At 59.2% G+C, this 16,392-nt stretch carries 17 protein-coding genes; 12 read left to right on the top strand and 5 right to left on the bottom strand.

From position 1 onward, the window contains the following. The first annotated feature begins 172 nt into the window (after positions 1-172). Both CU048_11455 and CU048_11450 read left to right on the top strand, forming a co-directional pair. The gene (locus tag CU048_11455; GenBank protein ID QBR71784.1) at positions 173-571 is read left to right on the top strand and encodes a hypothetical protein; all 399 of its coding nucleotides are present in this window, start codon (positions 173-175) and stop codon (positions 569-571) included. Next, complete coding sequence (locus tag CU048_11450; protein ID QBR71783.1) at positions 478-1,998, top strand: hypothetical protein; 1,521 nt, start codon at positions 478-480, stop codon at positions 1,996-1,998. The genes CU048_11455 and CU048_11450 overlap by 94 nt, the downstream gene beginning before the upstream one ends. A 13-nt stretch (positions 1,999-2,011) precedes the next feature. Here the strand turns inward: CU048_11450 and CU048_11445 are convergent, their stop codons facing one another. Then, on the bottom strand, positions 2,012-3,319 hold the full coding sequence (locus CU048_11445) for a homoserine dehydrogenase (GenBank protein ID QBR71782.1): 1,308 nt from the start codon (positions 3,317-3,319) through the stop codon (positions 2,012-2,014). Positions 3,320-3,529: 210 nt separating this feature from the next. Here CU048_11445 and map point away from each other — a divergent pair, with 210 nt between their 5' ends. Continuing rightward, the gene (gene map, locus CU048_11440; GenBank protein QBR72881.1) at positions 3,530-4,357 is read left to right on the top strand and encodes a type I methionyl aminopeptidase; all 828 of its coding nucleotides are present in this window, start codon (positions 3,530-3,532) and stop codon (positions 4,355-4,357) included. A gap of 48 nt (positions 4,358-4,405) precedes the next feature. Here map and CU048_11435 read toward each other — a convergent pair whose 3' ends face one another. Then, positions 4,406-5,332: a LysR family transcriptional regulator gene (locus CU048_11435; protein QBR71781.1), complete on the bottom strand. Its 927-nt coding sequence runs from the start codon at positions 5,330-5,332 to the stop codon at positions 4,406-4,408. Positions 5,333-5,455: 123 nt separating this feature from the next. Here CU048_11435 and CU048_11430 point away from each other — a divergent pair, with 123 nt between their 5' ends. Then, entirely contained in the window at positions 5,456-6,094 is a 639-nt protein-coding gene (locus CU048_11430; protein QBR71780.1) for a pyridoxamine 5-phosphate oxidase, read from the top strand. A 153-nt stretch (positions 6,095-6,247) separates the two neighbouring features. Next, on the top strand, positions 6,248-6,955 hold the full coding sequence (locus CU048_11425) for a hypothetical protein (protein QBR71779.1): 708 nt from the start codon (positions 6,248-6,250) through the stop codon (positions 6,953-6,955). Positions 6,956-7,144: 189 nt separating this feature from the next. On the opposite strand, the gene CU048_11420 is transcribed toward CU048_11425, so the two are convergent. After that, on the bottom strand, positions 7,145-7,444 hold the full coding sequence (locus tag CU048_11420; GenBank protein QBR71778.1) for a protein usg: 300 nt from the start codon (positions 7,442-7,444) through the stop codon (positions 7,145-7,147). 277 nt (positions 7,445-7,721) lie between these two features. After that, positions 7,722-8,252: a 4-hydroxyphenylacetate 3-monooxygenase gene (locus CU048_11415; protein ID QBR72880.1), complete on the bottom strand. Its 531-nt coding sequence runs from the start codon at positions 8,250-8,252 to the stop codon at positions 7,722-7,724. Positions 8,253-8,432: 180 nt separating this feature from the next. Between CU048_11415 and CU048_11410 the strand changes: the two genes are divergently transcribed. The 6 genes from CU048_11410 to CU048_11385 all read left to right on the top strand — a co-directional run bounded on the left by CU048_11410 (position 8,433) and on the right by CU048_11385 (position 13,931). Then, positions 8,433-9,350, top strand: coding sequence for a branched-chain amino acid ABC transporter permease LivH (locus tag CU048_11410; GenBank protein ID QBR71777.1), 918 nt, complete (start codon positions 8,433-8,435; stop codon positions 9,348-9,350). Further along, positions 9,347-10,729: a branched-chain amino acid ABC transporter permease gene (locus CU048_11405; protein ID QBR71776.1), complete on the top strand. Its 1,383-nt coding sequence runs from the start codon at positions 9,347-9,349 to the stop codon at positions 10,727-10,729. Before CU048_11410 ends, CU048_11405 begins: the two co-directional genes overlap by 4 nt. Continuing rightward, positions 10,729-11,613: an ABC transporter ATP-binding protein gene (locus tag CU048_11400; GenBank protein ID QBR71775.1), complete on the top strand. Its 885-nt coding sequence runs from the start codon at positions 10,729-10,731 to the stop codon at positions 11,611-11,613. Before CU048_11405 ends, CU048_11400 begins: the two co-directional genes overlap by 1 nt. Beyond that, the gene (locus CU048_11395) at positions 11,610-12,344 is read left to right on the top strand and encodes an ABC transporter ATP-binding protein (GenBank protein QBR71774.1); all 735 of its coding nucleotides are present in this window, start codon (positions 11,610-11,612) and stop codon (positions 12,342-12,344) included. The genes CU048_11400 and CU048_11395 overlap by 4 nt, the downstream gene beginning before the upstream one ends. 5 nt (positions 12,345-12,349) lie before the next feature. Beyond that, positions 12,350-12,673: a hypothetical protein gene (locus tag CU048_11390; protein QBR71773.1), complete on the top strand. Its 324-nt coding sequence runs from the start codon at positions 12,350-12,352 to the stop codon at positions 12,671-12,673. 133 nt (positions 12,674-12,806) lie between these two features. Continuing rightward, positions 12,807-13,931 carry a branched chain amino acid ABC transporter substrate-binding protein gene (locus tag CU048_11385; GenBank protein ID QBR71772.1) on the top strand — a complete coding sequence of 375 codons (1,125 nt, stop codon included), beginning with the start codon at positions 12,807-12,809 and terminating at the stop codon, positions 13,929-13,931. A gap of 17 nt (positions 13,932-13,948) precedes the next feature. Here the strand turns inward: CU048_11385 and CU048_11380 are convergent, their stop codons facing one another. Further along, a complete protein-coding gene (locus CU048_11380) occupies positions 13,949-14,680 on the bottom strand; it encodes a cytochrome C biogenesis protein (GenBank protein ID QBR71771.1) in 732 nt (243 codons plus the stop codon). Positions 14,681-14,950: 270 nt separating this feature from the next. On the opposite strand from CU048_11380, the gene CU048_11375 reads away from it, so the two are divergent. Further along, positions 14,951-16,387 (top strand): teichoic acid transporter, encoded by a 1,437-nt coding sequence (locus CU048_11375; protein ID QBR72879.1) that lies wholly within the window; start codon positions 14,951-14,953, stop codon positions 16,385-16,387. Positions 16,388-16,392: the final 5 nt, after the last annotated feature.

Genomic DNA, 16,392 nt, shown 5'->3' with positions numbered 1-16,392 from the left:
GGCCTGTCGGCGCGCAAATGCAGTCGGCATCGGAGCACCGACTTTTCGACAATGATTACCGCCCCTCCAACTGAAAAGCAGAAAAAATTACGCAGGCCGTGCATCTAAATTCCCGCGCCAGCTGTAACGCCTTTGCCGAGATCTACATTCACACAGCCGGCAAGAGGTAAACATGACTGGCAATTCCGCATTGATTCATTCGCTTTATGAAGCCTTTGGACGCGGCGATCTGAAGACCATCCTTGATCGCCTTGACCCCTCGATCGACTGGATTTCCTCAACCGCCGCCAAAACGATCCCCTGGCGCGGCAAGCACAGCGGAATTGAGGGCGCGGCCTCTTTCTTCAAGGCGCTGACCGACACCCTCGATTTCGAAGCCTTCGAGCCGCGCCAGTTCTTCGCTGCCGACGACACTGTGACAGTCATTGGTCGCACCCTCGCGCGGGTCAAGCACACCGGCAAGAAATTCGACAGCGAATGGGCACATGTATTCACCGTCAAAGGCGGCAAGATCGAGCGTTTCCAGGAATTCTACGACACGGCGGCCATTGTCGACGCAATCGCCGCGTGAACCGAGGAGGCGTCGGCCGCCCCGGCGCCTTTCGTCGTTTTTTAATTCGATCTGCGGAGGCCAATTACATGGAACATAAACCTTTCTCCGGGTCATCCACGACGGAGCCCCTCGTTTTCCAAGGATTGATCCAGGCCGAGGGACGCAGCTACAGCAATTGGGGCTTGCACCGCACGACAAAACCGGCGGTCTTTGCCGAACCCATCAGTTACGCCGACGTGCAGACCCTGGTGCGCGACAGCGTGCGATTCCCGACACCGGTCAATCCGGTCGGCTCGATGATGTCGGTCTCATCCACTTTCGTGAACGATGGCGGGACCATGATCTGCCTGCGCAAGCTCGACGAAGTGATCGATGTCGAACGCGATGCCGCGGGAAGAGACGTGGTGCGCGTGCAAGCCGGATGCCGTCTCAAAAAGCTCAATATGTGGTTGCAGGCGCACGGACTGGAGATTCCATTCCAGGCCGAAATCGGCGAAGCCAGCGTCGGATCCGTGGCGGCCGGCGACACCAAGGAGTCTTCCCTCGATGGCCCCGGATATTTCTCGGCCCATGTCGTCGGGATCACCTATGTCGACGAAAACGGAGCTTTATGCACTCTTTCGGACCATCAGGACGGTGCCACATTTCACGAATTCAAATGTTCCTTCGGCCTTGCCGGAATCATCGTCGAATGTCTCGTCGAGACGCGCCCGGCAACACTCTGCAGGTCGGACATTTCGATGGGGGCCTTTGCAACTCCGGCCGAACTTGCCGCCGCCTTGCTTGCGAAGCAAGCACAATGCGACGCGCTCCTCGCCATCGTCTTTCTGCACCAGCTCGCAAGCTTTTTCGATCAGCGTTTCAAGGCCGGTCCCGGCACGTCCACGCCACCCGAATTCAGGCTCGAATGCGACGCTTTTCGTGTCGCCAAGCGTCTCGCGATCCAGCACGGCTTCGACGGCGTCGAAGTCCCGCAGCCCAAGGGGCTCGTCTATTCGCGGGCCGATTTCGTCAATGAATATTGGCGCCCCAGCAAGAATGAAGCACGGCTCGACTTCCAATATTACGAGCATGACATCTCGCAGGTCGAAAAGGTCGTGACCGAGAGCTACGCCTTCGCTCAAACGTTTCACGAAAAAACGGGCTTTTCGCCAAGCGGCTGGGCGACCTATTTTGTGCGGCGTCCGACGAAGGAGAAAAAGCCGTTTGGGCTCTATTCGGGCGGCCCCGGACTATCCTTTTCATTCGACCCGCTCTGTTCGAACCCCGCGGAGCCTCTATGGCAGCAGTTCTCGCGCGAATATAACGAACTGGCCATTCATCGGCTCGGGGCCAACGTCTCGCCGATCCAAACTCAATGGCTCAAGAAAGGAGACGTGAGGATCCCGCGCAAATTGGCGAAGCCCCGCTTCACCACGCCCTATTTCGCGCAATTTCTTGAGTGACCGACTTGGTCGATCACTCCCGCTCGATCCGAATAACTTGCGGCTTCTCGGACAAGAAACCGTCGGCGACCACCGCTTCGAGCGCCTGGCGGACGGTTTTTTCATGGGTTGCATGGGTGATCAAAACCACCGGCACCGCACTGTTGACGCTCGCCTGCGTCCCCGGACGGCGGCGCTGGACGATGCTTTCCAAGGAAATATCGCGCTCGGCCATGCGGGTTGCAATCGCCGCCGCGGCACCTGGCCGGTCGAACACCGAAAGCCTGATATAATAGCCGCCTTCGTGCAGCTGCATGGGCGCATGCCGTGCCGGTGTCAGCGAAGCGGCCGGCCATCCGAAGGGCGACGAGCGGACGCCCCGCGCTATATCGGCGATATCGGCGACAATCGCCGAGGCCGTGGCCTCGCCGCCCGCTCCGGGGCCGACGAGCGTCAGCTCATGGACCGCATCCGCATCGATCGTGACCGCATTGGTGACGCCCATGACCTGCGCAATCGCCGAGGATTTCGGTACCATGGTCGGATGGACGCGCTGCTCGATGCCAAACGGCGTGCGCTGCGCAACACCCAGAAGCTTGACGCGGTAGCCGAGTTCGGCCGCCGCTTCGAGATCGGCCAGGGTAATCGCCTCGATGCCCTCGACCGCGATGGCCGCCGGATCAATCGCGGTTCCAAAGGCTAGCGATGTCAGGATCGCGAGCTTATGCGCGGTGTCGAACCCGCCAATATCGAAGCTTGGGTCCGCCTCCGCATAGCCGAGCTTTTGGGCCTCGCTCAGGCAGTCCGCGAAGGAGAGCGCCTCCAATTCCATCCGGCTCAGGATGTAATTGCAGGTGCCGTTCAGGATGCCGTAGACGCGCTCGATGGAATTGCCAGCCAAGCCCTCGCGGAGGGTTTTGACGATCGGAATGCCGCCGGCGACCGACGCCTCGAAAGCAAGCGCGACGCCACTGTCTTCCGCCAAATGGGCCAAATGCATGCCATGTTTGGCCAAAAGCGCCTTATTGGCGGTCACGAAGGATTTGCCCGAGCCAAGCGCGGCTTCGGCCGCGGCGAGCGCGATGCCCTCCTCTCCCCCGATCAATTCTACAAATAAATCAATCTCTTCGGCCTTTGCGAGGGCGACGCAATCGTCGAACCAAGCGAAGCGGGCAAGATCAATTCCGCGCTCTTTGGCACGTTGAGCGGCCGAGACTCCGGTTACCACGATCCGGCGGCCAGTGCGCCGCTGCAGAGCTTCGGCCTGCCGATCGAGCAATTTGATGACCGCGGCTCCGACCGTGCCGAGACCGGCAATACCGATGCGCAGGGGAGGCGCCATAAATGCAATGTCCGCGAAAAAACCGATGGGAATAGACCAAAAAGGGGCAGGCCGGGTTCTGCCCGATTTTGCCCGAAGGAGCAAGACCGCGCGGGGGCGGCCCCGGATGAGGAGGTCCGCGCCGACGGCCTTGTTTCAGTGCAACAATTGATTAAATTGACCCCAGATTGCTCAACCCAGCGTGAACGCGCGCGGAACACGGAAACACCGATGACTTTTGTTCATGCTGTCGAGGTACCGGGACGGAAAGCCGGACACATCAAATTGCACGATGCGGCGGATTTCGCCGGAATGCGCCGGGCCGGACAGTTAGCGGCCGAGGCGCTCGACCTCATGACGGAATATGTGCGGCCGGGCGTCACCACCGAAACGCTTGACAAGATCGTGTTCGATTTCGCGATGGCGAACGATGCCTATCCCGCGCCCCTCGACTATCGCGGCTATCGGAAATCGATCTGCACATCGATCAATCATGTGGTGTGCCATGGAATGCCTGACCGCAAGCCGCTCAAGGACGGCGACATTGTCAACATCGACGTGACGTTAATCCTGGATGGCTGGCACGGCGATTCTAGCCGCATGTTTCTAGTCGGAGAAGTGCCCCGCCGGGCGCAGCGTCTTGTCGAAGTCACTTATGAGGCGCTGATGCGCGGCATGGCGGTTGTACGCCCGGGCGCCACGACGGGCGACATAGGCGCGGCCATCCAAGACTTCGCCGAAGCCGAGCGCTGTTCCGTCGTGAGAGACTTCTGCGGCCATGGGCTTGGGCGCCTGTTCCACGACGAGCCCAATATCCTTCACTATGGCCGGCGCGGCGAAGGCGTCGTGCTGAAGGCCGGCATGTTCTTTACCATTGAGCCGATGATCAATCTCGGCCGGCCGCACGTCAAGATTCTTGCCGATGGCTGGACGGCGGTGACCCGCGACCGCTCGCTCTCAGCGCAATTTGAACATTCGATCGGTGTCACTGAAACCGGCTATGAGGCGTTCACCTTGTCGCCGAAAGCTTTGCACCATCCGCCCTATTCGGCCGCGTAGGCAGGGCGAAATCGCGAGGCGGTCGCCGACGGCCATGCGCAATGGCGGCTACCCGGCCGTTGCCGCTGGGGCCCATTCATCGAACGGCGTCACGCTGTGAGTTTTGAGATAGGCCTTCGCGGCGCTCAAGAAGGCCGCCCGGTTTGCCGACGCGATGCGGCGCGCCGGATAGACAGCACTGACAGGCAGGATTTCGCGGGTATGCTGCGGCAAGACCGGAACGAGGCGGCCGGCGGCTATCCCTGCCTTGACCTGATAGGAAAGAGCCCGGGTAATGCCCAATCCGGCCTCCGCCGCGGCAATTGCGGACTCCGCGCAATTGACCATCAGCCGAGGCTGGACCCGCACGATTTTCCCGGACGGCTCGAACCGCCATTCGTTGGTCGCGTCGATGCCCTCGAAAGCAATGACGTCATGCGCGGTCAGGTCGGCAGGCCCTCGGGGCGCGGATCTCCACATCAAATAGTCAGGGCTTGCCACAAGAAGCCGACTGACGCCGCCGAGTCTGACAGCGATTAAACTGCTGTCGGCCAAATCGCCGATTCGAATGGCGACATCCAAGTCCTCCTCGATGAGGTGCATGTTGCGGTCGGAGAGGACGAGGCGGATGGAAAGCTGGCGGTGCTCGGCCAGAACCTGATTGACGATCGGCATCACATAGAGGCGACCAAACAGGACGGGCGCGGTGATTTTGAGAACGCCGCGAGGTTCGGCGCCTTGCCCCCGCGCCGCCCGCTCCGCATCGTCGACATCCTCGAGGACCCGCCTGCAACGCTCGAGATAGAGTTCGCCGCCCTCGGTGAGCCGCACCGAACGCGTGGTGCGATTGAGCAGAACCAGTCCCAGCCTCTCCTCAAGATCGGCGACCAAGCGTGTCGTCGCGGAAGGCGAAATCCGCAACTGCCGGGCCGCCTCGGCGAAGCTCCCCAGCGTGGCGACGGCGGTGAATGCGCGCATGGCCTCGAGACGATCCATATTATTGCATATTCCACAATAAAGACTTGCTGGATAGGGCAATTATCGCGCAGCAGGCGATGGCCTAGATCTGCTGGCGCGGCCCCGGCCGCCGAGATCCACCTCACAGAGGGATATATTCCGATGGTCAGCCGCTTCCTCGATCTGACAGCGACACCGAGCGTCAAGGCCGTCCAGGCCCAGAATGGCAGCCGCGAGATGTGGGAATCACTCGACGGCCAGCGCAGTTTCAATAGATTCACCGAGCCGGAAACCGGCTTTATTGCCGCGCGCGACAGTTTTTACATGGCGACGGTTTCTGAAACGGGGTGGCCCTACATCCAACACCGGGGCGGCTCGCCGGGATTCCTGAAAGTTCTGGACGAGCGAACTCTCGGTTTCGCCGACTTCCGCGGCAACCGCCAATACATCAGCGTCGGCAATGCAGCCGCCAATGACCGAGCGGCACTGTTCCTGATCGATTATCCCAACCGCCGACGCCTCAAGATCCTGGCGCATATCGAGATCCGCGACATCCACGAAAGCCCCGACCTGGCGCAGAGATTGGCACTCCCTGGTTACAAGGGCCGGCCGGAGCGCGCCATCCTGCTCCATCTCGACGCGTTCGACTGGAACTGCCCCCAACATATTACGCCGCGTTTCACAACAGCGGAGGTCGAAGTCGCGATGGCGCCTCTGCACGCCCGTCTGGCGCAGTTGGAAACGGAAAACCAAAGCCTTCGCGCGCAGCTCGCCGGATCGCTCGAAACCAAAGGAGCTTAAGCCCGGACCGACAGGACGGAGAGCGCGCGGGCGATCTTTGTTTCAATGCAACAATAGATTAAGTTGACGCCGAATTGATCAACCCTCGCGTGGAGGCGTTCGCTTGTCGCCGAAAAATTTGCGCCATCTGCCCTCTTCCTCGGCCCCGCCAGCATGACAAAGACGCAGGCGGAGGAGGCAGAGTCCGACCCGCCGCATTATTTGGGGCATCGGGAGCGTTTGCGGGAAAGGTTCCGCAAGGGCGGCGCCGATGCCTTGGGCGATTATGAACTGCTCGAACTGATTCTGTTTCGCGCCATGCCGCGGCGGGATGTCAAACCACTCGCGAAAACACTGATCGCGCGATTTGGATCCTTTGCCGAAGTCGTAGCGGCGCGGCCGGAGCGGTTACGGGAAATCGATGGTCTCGGCGACGCCGCGATTATCGAGCTGAAGATCGTCGAGGCGGCGGCAAAACGCTTCGCCAAATCCTCGATCGAAAAGCGGCCGTCGATGTCGAGCTTCAGCGCGGTCGTCGATTATTGCCGAACAGCAATGGCCTACCTAGACCGGGAGGAGTTTCGCGTGCTCTTTCTCGACAAGAAAAATTTTCTGATCGCCGATGAGGTCCAGGGCATCGGCACCGTCGACCATGCCCCGGTCTACCCAAGGGAGATCATGCGGCGCGCGCTCGAACTCAGCGCGTCGGCAATCATCCTGGTCCATAATCATCCATCAGGCGATCCGCAGCCGTCAACCGACGACATCCATCTGACACATCAGATCATCGCCGTCGGCAAGCCGTTGAATATCGTGGTGCATGACCATCTGATCATCGGCAGGCACGGCCATGCGAGCCTGAAGGGATTGCGGCTCATCTAGGCAGGCGCGCGCCTGTCGGCCAAAGCAGTTTTTGTGTGCCACCTTGCGTGCAAAGCGTGTTCTTTGCTTTCGGGACGCCGGATCGCCTGTGCGCGAAGGCCCGCGCGCTTGCAAACCCAAGTGATCGATTCCAAAAGTTTAGAGCGGGATGCGGGCGGAAAACCGGCTTCCACTTTTCCTCATCCCGCTCTAATGCAGCCGGAACTCTCCATCCAGCGTCTTGATTTCGGCCGGCTTGATGAGCTTTGCGTGCCCAACCACCACGCTGTGCAGCGGACCGTCGAGCTTTTCCTTCCAGAATGTCAGAAATTTGATCAGGGTCGGGAAATCCGGCGCGACGTCGTAGTCTTGCCAAATATAGGCCTGCAGCAGGCGCGGATGATCAGGCAAATGGTAGAGAATTTGCGCGGTGGTGAGGCCATAGCCGGCAAGCTGCTTGATAAAATCCGGGGATGGCTCGCGTGTCTCAATCCGTTTGGTATCGATCATTTTAACCTCCGCGCTCGTAACGCCCGCAGGCAGATTTCGCCGCATCGCTCAGGCGCCCGGAGGCCGCCAGCGGTGCCCATGTCTCATTCAACAACGCGTCATATTAATACAGAGTTGCGATTGAGAGTTAGGCAAGCCGCGTGCCGGAATACGAAATTTCGCCCGTGTTGCAGCTTGGTCTCATCCTCGAACGCGAATCCTAGGGATGGCTCGCACTCCAAAAGGCTCTGGACAAGGCCCGGCGCCGGTGACTGCGTTTTCGCAGCGCCCGCCTGCTTCAGATCGCCCTATATTTGCGGTGGGCATAAGTAAGGTTGGTCAATTCCGGCCCGAATTCGACGGCCTCGACTATACCAATCACGATGGAATGGGTGGCGACATCCTTAACCTCGACAAGCCGGCAATCGAATACCGCGACCGCGCTGGTCAAGACCGGAGCGCCGGTCGCGAGCTTGGTCCATTCGCCGCTCGTAAATCGCTGTTCCAGATGATGTTGGGTCCGACCGGCAAAAATATCGGCCAGCGCCTCATCCGAGGGAGACAACGTGTTGATACAAAACACCCCATTTTCGACGATTCTGACCGCCGACGGCGAGTTTCGGTTGATGCAGAACAACATCATGGGCGGCTCGACGGCGATCGAGGCGACGGACGTCGCGGTGATTCCCGCTGGTCCGGCCGGCCCATCGGTGGTGACAATATGCACCGAGGCGGCAACATGGCTCATCGCCTCCCGAAACCGCGCGGAATCAACGCCATGGCCGGGCTGGCCATTTATTTCCTTGCGGCTGTTTTTCGATTCGTCCATGCCGTCAACAAGCTCCATTTTACATCAAGTCTCAAAACAGCCGGCGTAAGCAGGTCAGAGGCTCAGGTAGCAAACGCCGCATCATAAACAAAGAGTTCCTCTATCCAAACACCAGCCAAAGCTGTTTTACCGGGATTTAAAAATGCTCTAGCTTCACATTTGCGATTGTGAGGGATTTTTATGGAGATATTCCTGCAGCAATTGATCAACGGCATTACGCTGGGCTCAATCTATGGTTTGATCGCCATCGGCTACACGATGGTTTTCGGCATCATCGGAATGGTGAATTTCGCTCACGGCGATGTTTTCATGCTGTCGGCCTTCATCGCGCTGATTATCTACCTGGCATTGACGCAGATATTGGGTTTCGACTCTCTCGCATTGAGCTTTATCGTAGTCCTCTTCGCCGCCATGGCGCTGACCTCGCTGTGGAGCTATATGATCGAACGCTTGGCTTATCGCCGCCTCCGTGGATCGTTTCGGCTGGCTCCGCTGATCTCGGCGATCGGAATGTCGATTTTTCTGTCGAACTTCGTTTATCTTGTTCAAGGACCGCGCAACAAATCTCTCCCCCCAATGCTGAACGAGGTCATGCGGCTAACTCAAGGTGGCCCCTACGCGGTCACTCTCTCGTTCAAGCAAATCCTCATCGTGGTGTTGACCGCGCTGCTCCTCGCCGGCTTTTGGTTTCTGGTGCAAAAAACGCCGCTGGGGCGGGCCCAGCGCGCCTGCGAGCAAGATAGAAACATGGCGGCGCTTCTGGGCATAGATGTCGATCGAACGATTTCCTTGACGTTCGTCATTGGCGCGGCGCTCGCGGCGGTCGCCGGCGTGCTCTATCTCTTGTATTACGGCGTGATCAACTCGGGCGATGGTTTCGTCCCCGGCATCAAGGCTTTCACGGCGGCGGTCCTTGGCGGGATCGGCTCCCTCCCAGGAGCGGTTCTTGGTGGCCTTTTGATCGGCCTCGTCGAAACCTTCTGGTCTGCATATTTCTCAAGCGACTACAAAGACGTTGCGGCCTTCTCGATCCTCGCGGTGACATTGATCTTTATGCCTTCGGGCCTGTTTGGCCGGCCGGATGTCGAGAAAATATGAGTCGATATTCCGACGAGTCTGCGAACCAGCCCAACGCCAAGGCCTGGGAAGCTTTGAAGGGCGCCTCAAAGGCCGCCCTCCTGATGTTCGGGCTGTCTTTTCCAATCCTCGCCTATCGGGCGGAAGCGGATTTTTCTCACCAGCTCGTTCTAAAGGAGCGCTGGTTTGCCGTCTTCATAGCCGTTGCGGCGACCTTTATCTTGCGTTTTCTCGGCCTTATGTTTGCGCGCCGCATCGCCGTCCCCCAGGCAATCCGCAAGTCCTCCCAACACATCATTTCCGCGTTGTCGGGACTTTCCCGTTTTGCTACAAGCGCGGGTGTCGCTGCTCTTATCGCTTTCCCCTTTGTCTCGCTTTATCTGGCGGGACCGGCGGGTTCGCTCAAATGGATCGATAATTACGGCATCCAAATCCTGCTCTATGTCATGCTCGGCTGGGGCTTGAACATCGTCGTGGGGCTCGCCGGTCTTCTCGATCTTGGCTATGTGGCCTTCTATGCGGTGGGTGCCTATTCCTACGCACTCCTCTCCACAACATGGGGATGGTCGTTCTGGCTCTGCCTACCCGTCGCCGGTGGTCTCGCCGCGATTTGGGGGACTTTGCTCGGCTTTCCCGTGCTGCGGCTGCGCGGCGATTATCTGGCTGTCGTCACGCTGGCCTTTGGCGAAATCATCCGCATCGTTCTCGTCAATTGGACCGCCTTGACCAATGGCGATGCCGGTATCGGATCGATTCCGCGGATAGACTTTTTCGGCTGGCCTTTCATCCCCGGACCCGATGGCTTTGCGGCACTCTTCCACCTCAAATATTTGCCGATCCACCGTGTCGTCTTTCTCTATTTTCTGATTCTCGCCCTGGCTCTCTTGACCAATGCATTGACCTCGCGCCTGCGCCGTCATCCCATCGGGCGCGCTTGGGAGGCCTTGAGGGAGGATGAAATAGCCTGCCGTTCGCTCGGCATCAACACTGTGACGACAAAGCTCACCGCCTTTGCGCTCGGAGCCTTTATTGCCGGCATTGCCGGAGCCCTCTTCGTGGCCCGGCAGAATTTCGTCTCTCCCTCAAGTTTTACCTTTATCGAATCGGCAACGATCCTCGCTATTGTCGTACTGGGCGGCCAGGGCTCTCAGCTTGGCGTCGCCCTGGCCGCCTTCGGCATTATCGGCGGCACGGAGCTCTTGCGGGAAATGGGCAGCCTTAGGCACCTCTTCGGCAATGCTTTCGATCCGGCGCAATATCGGATGCTCATCGTCGGTATGGCCATGGTCGTCATGATGAACTGGAAGCCGCGCGGTCTGGTCGCTTTCCGCACACCCTCAATCTTTCTCACCAAGGAAAAACCCGTGACCGGACCACTTGCGGGGGAAGGTCACGGCTAATGCGCTTGGCTGATCCGCCGCTACTTTCAATCGACCATTTGACCATGCATTTCGGCGGCGTCACCGCCGTCGAGGATCTCTCGCTTTCCGTCGGGCGCGGCGACATCACGGCCTTGATCGGCCCGAATGGCGCCGGCAAGACGACCGTGTTCAATTGCGTCACTGGCTTCTACAAGCCAACGAGCGGGCGCCTCGTCCTAGCCCGCGGGGACTCTGTCACGCCGGAGGCTGTGCTGGCCTTGACGCGCAGCGGCAAGCGCTTCAGCAAAACCAACCAAGGCGCAGTGTTCCTTCTCGAACGCATGGCCGATTTCGAGATTGCGCGCCATGCCGGCGTCGCACGCAGTTTTCAGAACATCCGGCTGTTTGCCGGCATGACCCTGATCGAAAATCTCATCGTCGCGCAGCATAATTTTCTGCTCACCATGCCAGGCTTTGGCACCGACCGAAGGAGAACAGCGCAAGCGCTTCAAACGGCGCGCTATTGGCTCGAAAAGCTTGATCTCCTTTCCCGCGCCGACGATCCGGCTGGAGAGCTTCCCTACGGCGCCCAACGGCGCCTCGAGATCGGGCGGGCGATGTGTACCGCGCCGACCCTTCTCTGCCTCGATGAACCGGCGGCGGGACTGAACCCACGCGAATCGGCCGAACTCAAGCGACTGCTTCTGGAAATTCGAGACGAGCACGCCACCTCTATCCTTCTCATCGAGCACGATATGTCGGTGGTCATGGAAATCTCAGATCATGTCGTCGTCCTTGATCACGGTGTGAAGATCGCGGACGGCACGCCGAACGCTGTTCGCGAAGATGATCGGGTGATCAAAGCCTATCTCGGCGTGGACGCTGAAGCCGAGATTTTCCCGGTTGGCGGATCGACACCATGAACAACGCCTCCGCAGGAGTCTTGCTGTCGGCACGCGGGCTCAAGGCTTTTTATGGCAATATCATCGCCCTGAAAGGCGTCGACGTCGAAATCCATGAAGGCGAGATCGTGACCCTGATCGGCGCCAATGGCGCCGGCAAGACAACTTTGATGATGACGATCTTCGGCAATCCGCGCGCCCGAGAAGGCCGCATCCTGTTCGACGGGCACGACATTACGCAGATGCCAACCCATGCGATCGCCCGGCTCGGTTTGGCGCTGGCACCCGAAGGCCGAAGAATTTTTCCGCGCATGACGGTCTATGAGAATTTGCAAATGGGGGCCGCGATGCAGCCACGCACCCATTTCGCGTCGGACCTCGAACGGATTTTCTCGATCTTTCCGCACTTGAAGGACCGGGTCAGCCAAAGCGGCGGCACATTGTCTGGCGGTGAGCAACAGATGCTCGCGATCGGCCGTGCCCTGATGAGCCGGCCCCGTCTTCTCATGCTCGACGAACCTTCGCTCGGATTGGCCCCCTTGATGGTCAAGCAGATATTCAGCGTGATTGCCGATCTGAACCGACAGGAAGGGCTTACCGTTTTCCTCGTCGAACAGAACGCCTATCATGCGCTAAGGCTCGCCCATCGCGGCTATGTGATGGTCAACGGGCTTATCTCTCTCTCGGGCAGCGGCGGCGAGCTTCTCGCGCGGCCCGAAATCCGGTCCGCCTATCTCGAGGGGGGCCATTGAGCGGTATGTTTTTCCTCGCAGCCGGCGTCAAAGCTCTCCTTGTCTTTCTTGGCCTCAGCGTTGCGCTCGGCGGCGCCGCCGCCTTTGCGGCCGGACGCGCCCTCGCTAAGCATTGGCGGCCGCTTTATTACCTGCTTCTGCCTATGGTTCCTATCGCCGCCGGCGTCCGTTTCCTGCATTATGCGCTCTTCGATGAAACGCTTCTGTCCTGGCCGGATTTCGTCGCGGATTATGTCGTGGCTCTCGCATCGGCGTTTCTCGGTTTTACACTTACACGGAAAATGCAGATGCGCTGTCAGTACGGCTGGCTGCCGCAGAGAAAAAGATAGGTTTGCCGTTGTCGACCGGAGCACCGTCCTCTCAAGGAGCAACAATGCAGACGCCCGTTCAATTGCCCGAGCGGACCCCGCTGTGAACATTCGGAGGCGCGCCTTTGAGCAAACCTGCAAAGAGACGATTTGCATGAAGGGGTCACGCGCCGTCTTTGTAGCGCTCGCCTACACGATCGGCATGGGCTGCGTGCCGGCTGCCCATGCGCAGATCAGGGTCGGCGTCGGCGGGCCGATCACCGGCCCCGACGCGACATTCGGCGGACAATTGAGTCGAGGCGTCGAGCAGGCGGTCGAGGACATCAATGAGTCGGGAGGCGTTCTCGGCCAGCAATTGATCCTCTCGATCGGCGACGATGCGGCCGACCCCAAGCAAGGCGTATCCGTTGCCAATAAATTCGTAGGCGAGGAAGTCAGCCTCGTTGTCGGGCACTTCAATTCCAGCGTCACCATGCCCACTTCGACGATCTATGCCGAAAATAATATTCTGAATATTACGCCCGGCTCGACCAATCCGCTCATCACCGAACGCGGACTCGAAACGGTTTTCAGAACCTGCGGGCGGGACGATCAGCAAGGGATCGTCGCCGCAGGTTTTCTCGCCAGCCGAAAACCAAAGGCAATCGCGATCATTCACGACAAGAGCACGTACGGAAAAGGCCTGGCCGATGAAACCCGCAAGAATCTCGATGCAATGGGCATCAAAGTGGCTCTCTACGAGGGCCTCAACAAGGGCGAGAAGGATTATTCCGCCATCGTCTCGAAGATCAAAGAATCGCAGGCCGACATTGTGTATTGGGGCGGTGTCCATACCGAGGCGGGACTGCTTGTGCGCCAAATGCGCGATCAGGGCGTCGACACAGTCATGATGGCTGGCGATGGAATCGCCTCGGATGAATTCGCCGCCATAGGCGGCCCGGGAGTCGAAGGGACCTTCATGACGTTTCCGCCCGACCCTCGCAACCGGCCGGATGCGGCGCGGGTGGTCCAGGAATTCCAGGCCAAGAATTTCAATCCGGAAACCTACACGCTCTATTCCTATGCCGCCGTCGAAATCATGAAACAAGCCGCCGAGGCGGCGAAATCCATCGATCCCTTGGAGATGGCGAAGACGATGCATTCCGGCATGATCTTTAAGACCGTGATCGGCGAACTCAGCTATGACAAAAAGGGCGACGTCATGCGGACCGACTATGTCGTCTATGTTTGGAAAAAAGGCCCCGACGGAAGGATCAGCTATTACGAGCTCGCCAATTAGGCCTGCGAGGCGGTGGCCTAACCCAAATTGGCAAGGCCTGGAAAGGTCTGCAACAGCCAGGCCGAGAGATCCTGGACCGATCCGGTCAGGAAGGCGATCCCCGTGGCCACGAGGAGGACGCCAATGACCCGTTCCAGGGCCCCGAAGTAGGGCCGGAACCGTTTGATGACCCGGATGAAGGGTTCGATCGCCAACGCGGCCAACAAAAATGGCAGGCCAAGCCCGCTCGAATAAGCGGCCAGCAATGCTATGCCTTTGCCGATCGTATCCTGCGAAGCGGCCACTGCAAGAATCGCGGCAAGAATGGGACCGATGCACGGCGTCCAGCCGAAACCGAAAGCCAGCCCCATGACAAAGGCGCCCCAAATCCCCACCGGCTTTTGGACGTCGACCCGTGCCTCGCGATAGAGCAAGGCAAACTTAAAAACGCCCAGAAAATGCAATCCCATCACGATGATTGCGACCCCGGCCAGGAGCGAAAGACGCGCGAAATATTCGTGCAAGACCTGACCAAAGGCCGAGGCCGTCGCGCCGAGACCTACGAACACCGTCGAAAAGCCGAGGATGAAAAGCAGGGAGGCGAGGAAAATATCGCGCCGTGCCCGGGCCTCGCGCCGCGTGGCAACCTCTTCTATGGTTGTTCCGGCGATAAAGGTCAGATAGGGCGGCACCAGCGGCAGCACGCAAGGGCTGAGAAAAGACAAAAGCCCCGCAAGCGCGGCAGCAGGGAGGGTAACATCATGCGTCATGCGCCCTTCTAGCGGGTTCCTCGGGAACAGAAAAGTGGCAAGGTAATTGCGCAGGCCCTGGCCGACCGCAATCTCGTAAAATAAGCGTGAGACTGGTATAATGAGATGATAAGTCTGTGATTTCCTTCACCCGATATTCATGGTGGACATGGTTGGTTCCCTGTTGATGAACGAGAAAATCATTTTTCGCCTTGTCCGCCCCGATCCTGCATGGGCTTGCTCGGAACCGCACTCCCGCGCGACCCTAAGCCACCCTGGTACGCCTCATCGATGACGGTTTTTTTCGTCTTTTTCTGCAACCTCCTGTTCAATTTCGCGATTGGACTTCTCATCGCGACCTTTCTCGGCCCGGCTGAGTTTGGCCGTTTCGCGCTCGCCCATGCAACCGCGATCTTTGTGCAAACCGGGTTTTTCGATTGGATCCGGCTCGGAGCGACAAGGTTCTATTCCCAGCGCACCAGGGAAGCAGAGCCGGCCGTGCGCGCGACCCTCGATCTCGGCTTTATCTTCATCACATTGGGGCTTGCCGCGGGTGCCAGCCTGCTTTTGTTCACCGGTGTCACCTTCACTTTGTCAAACGGCTTGATCGCACTCGCCCTTTGCGTCGCGGTCACCAACGGGCTTTTCGATTATCATACCGCGCTGGTGCGCGCGTGCTTTGACGACCGGCTCTTCACCCGGCTCGTTCTCGTCAAGAATCTTTTCGCCTTCGCACTGATGGGCGGAGGAGCCTTTATATTCGGCTCCGCCAAGATGACCCTGATCGGGACGATTATCAGCCTCGGCGGATCCATCGTCACGGCGCGGGCGGCCTTGCGCGATCCCGGCTCCAAACCCGCGCTCGCGAGATTTTCGATCGCACGGTCGCTGATGGCCTACAGCCTGCCCATCGTGGGCGCCAATCTGCTCTATCTTTCGATCCCACTAGCCAATCGCTCCATTCTGGCCATCGTCTATGGGTTTTCCGAGACCGGGCAATTTTCTTTGGCCTATGATTTTGGCACCAAGGCGATCCAGGCGATTGGCTCCGCCCTCGACATCGTCTTGTTCCAAATCGCGGTGGCGGCCCACGAGCTGCATGGGCCGATGCAGGCGCGGCAGCAGGTCGCCCGCAACATGACCATCGTCATCGCCATGGTTCTGCCTGCCTGCACGGGACTTTGGCTGACTCTGCCCTCGATCGCCCAATTGGTGGTGCCGGCGGAGTTCCGCAGCCATTTTGACTTATTGCTGCCGTTGATGATGACAGGCCTTTTCTGCATGGCCGTGATTCAATATTGCATCAATCCCATTTTTCTCATCGAGAAGAAAACCGCCCCTTTGATTGTCGCGGCTTTGGCCGCTTGCGCAGTCGATCCCATCCTGATTTTGAGTTTGCCGCGCGACGCGAATGGATCGAGCCTTGCGATCGCCCAGGCCGGGGCCATGGTCGTGGCGCTCGCCGTGCTGATCGCTTATGCGAGTGCGGCAAAGCGGGAATGGCCGCGCCCGCGCGATCTAGCGATCACGATGTTTGCCAATGCCGTGATGTCGGTCATGATTTTGCCGATGCGCGATCAACAGCCTGGCTTTGCAACGCTTGCCGAACAGGTCGCAACCGGTATTGCCGTCTACGCTGCCATTGTATTAGGGTTGGATCTCGCCGGGTTGCGCGGCATGCTGCTCGCGCGGCTTCGCCTGGCTGGGGCGCGGATGAAAGCGCTTTAAAGCTG

The sequence above is a fragment of the Beijerinckiaceae bacterium genome (assembly GCA_004564215.1).
Taxonomy (GTDB): domain Bacteria; phylum Pseudomonadota; class Alphaproteobacteria; order Rhizobiales; family Beijerinckiaceae; genus Methylocapsa.
This window is presented reverse-complemented; position numbering and strand designations above follow the sequence as displayed.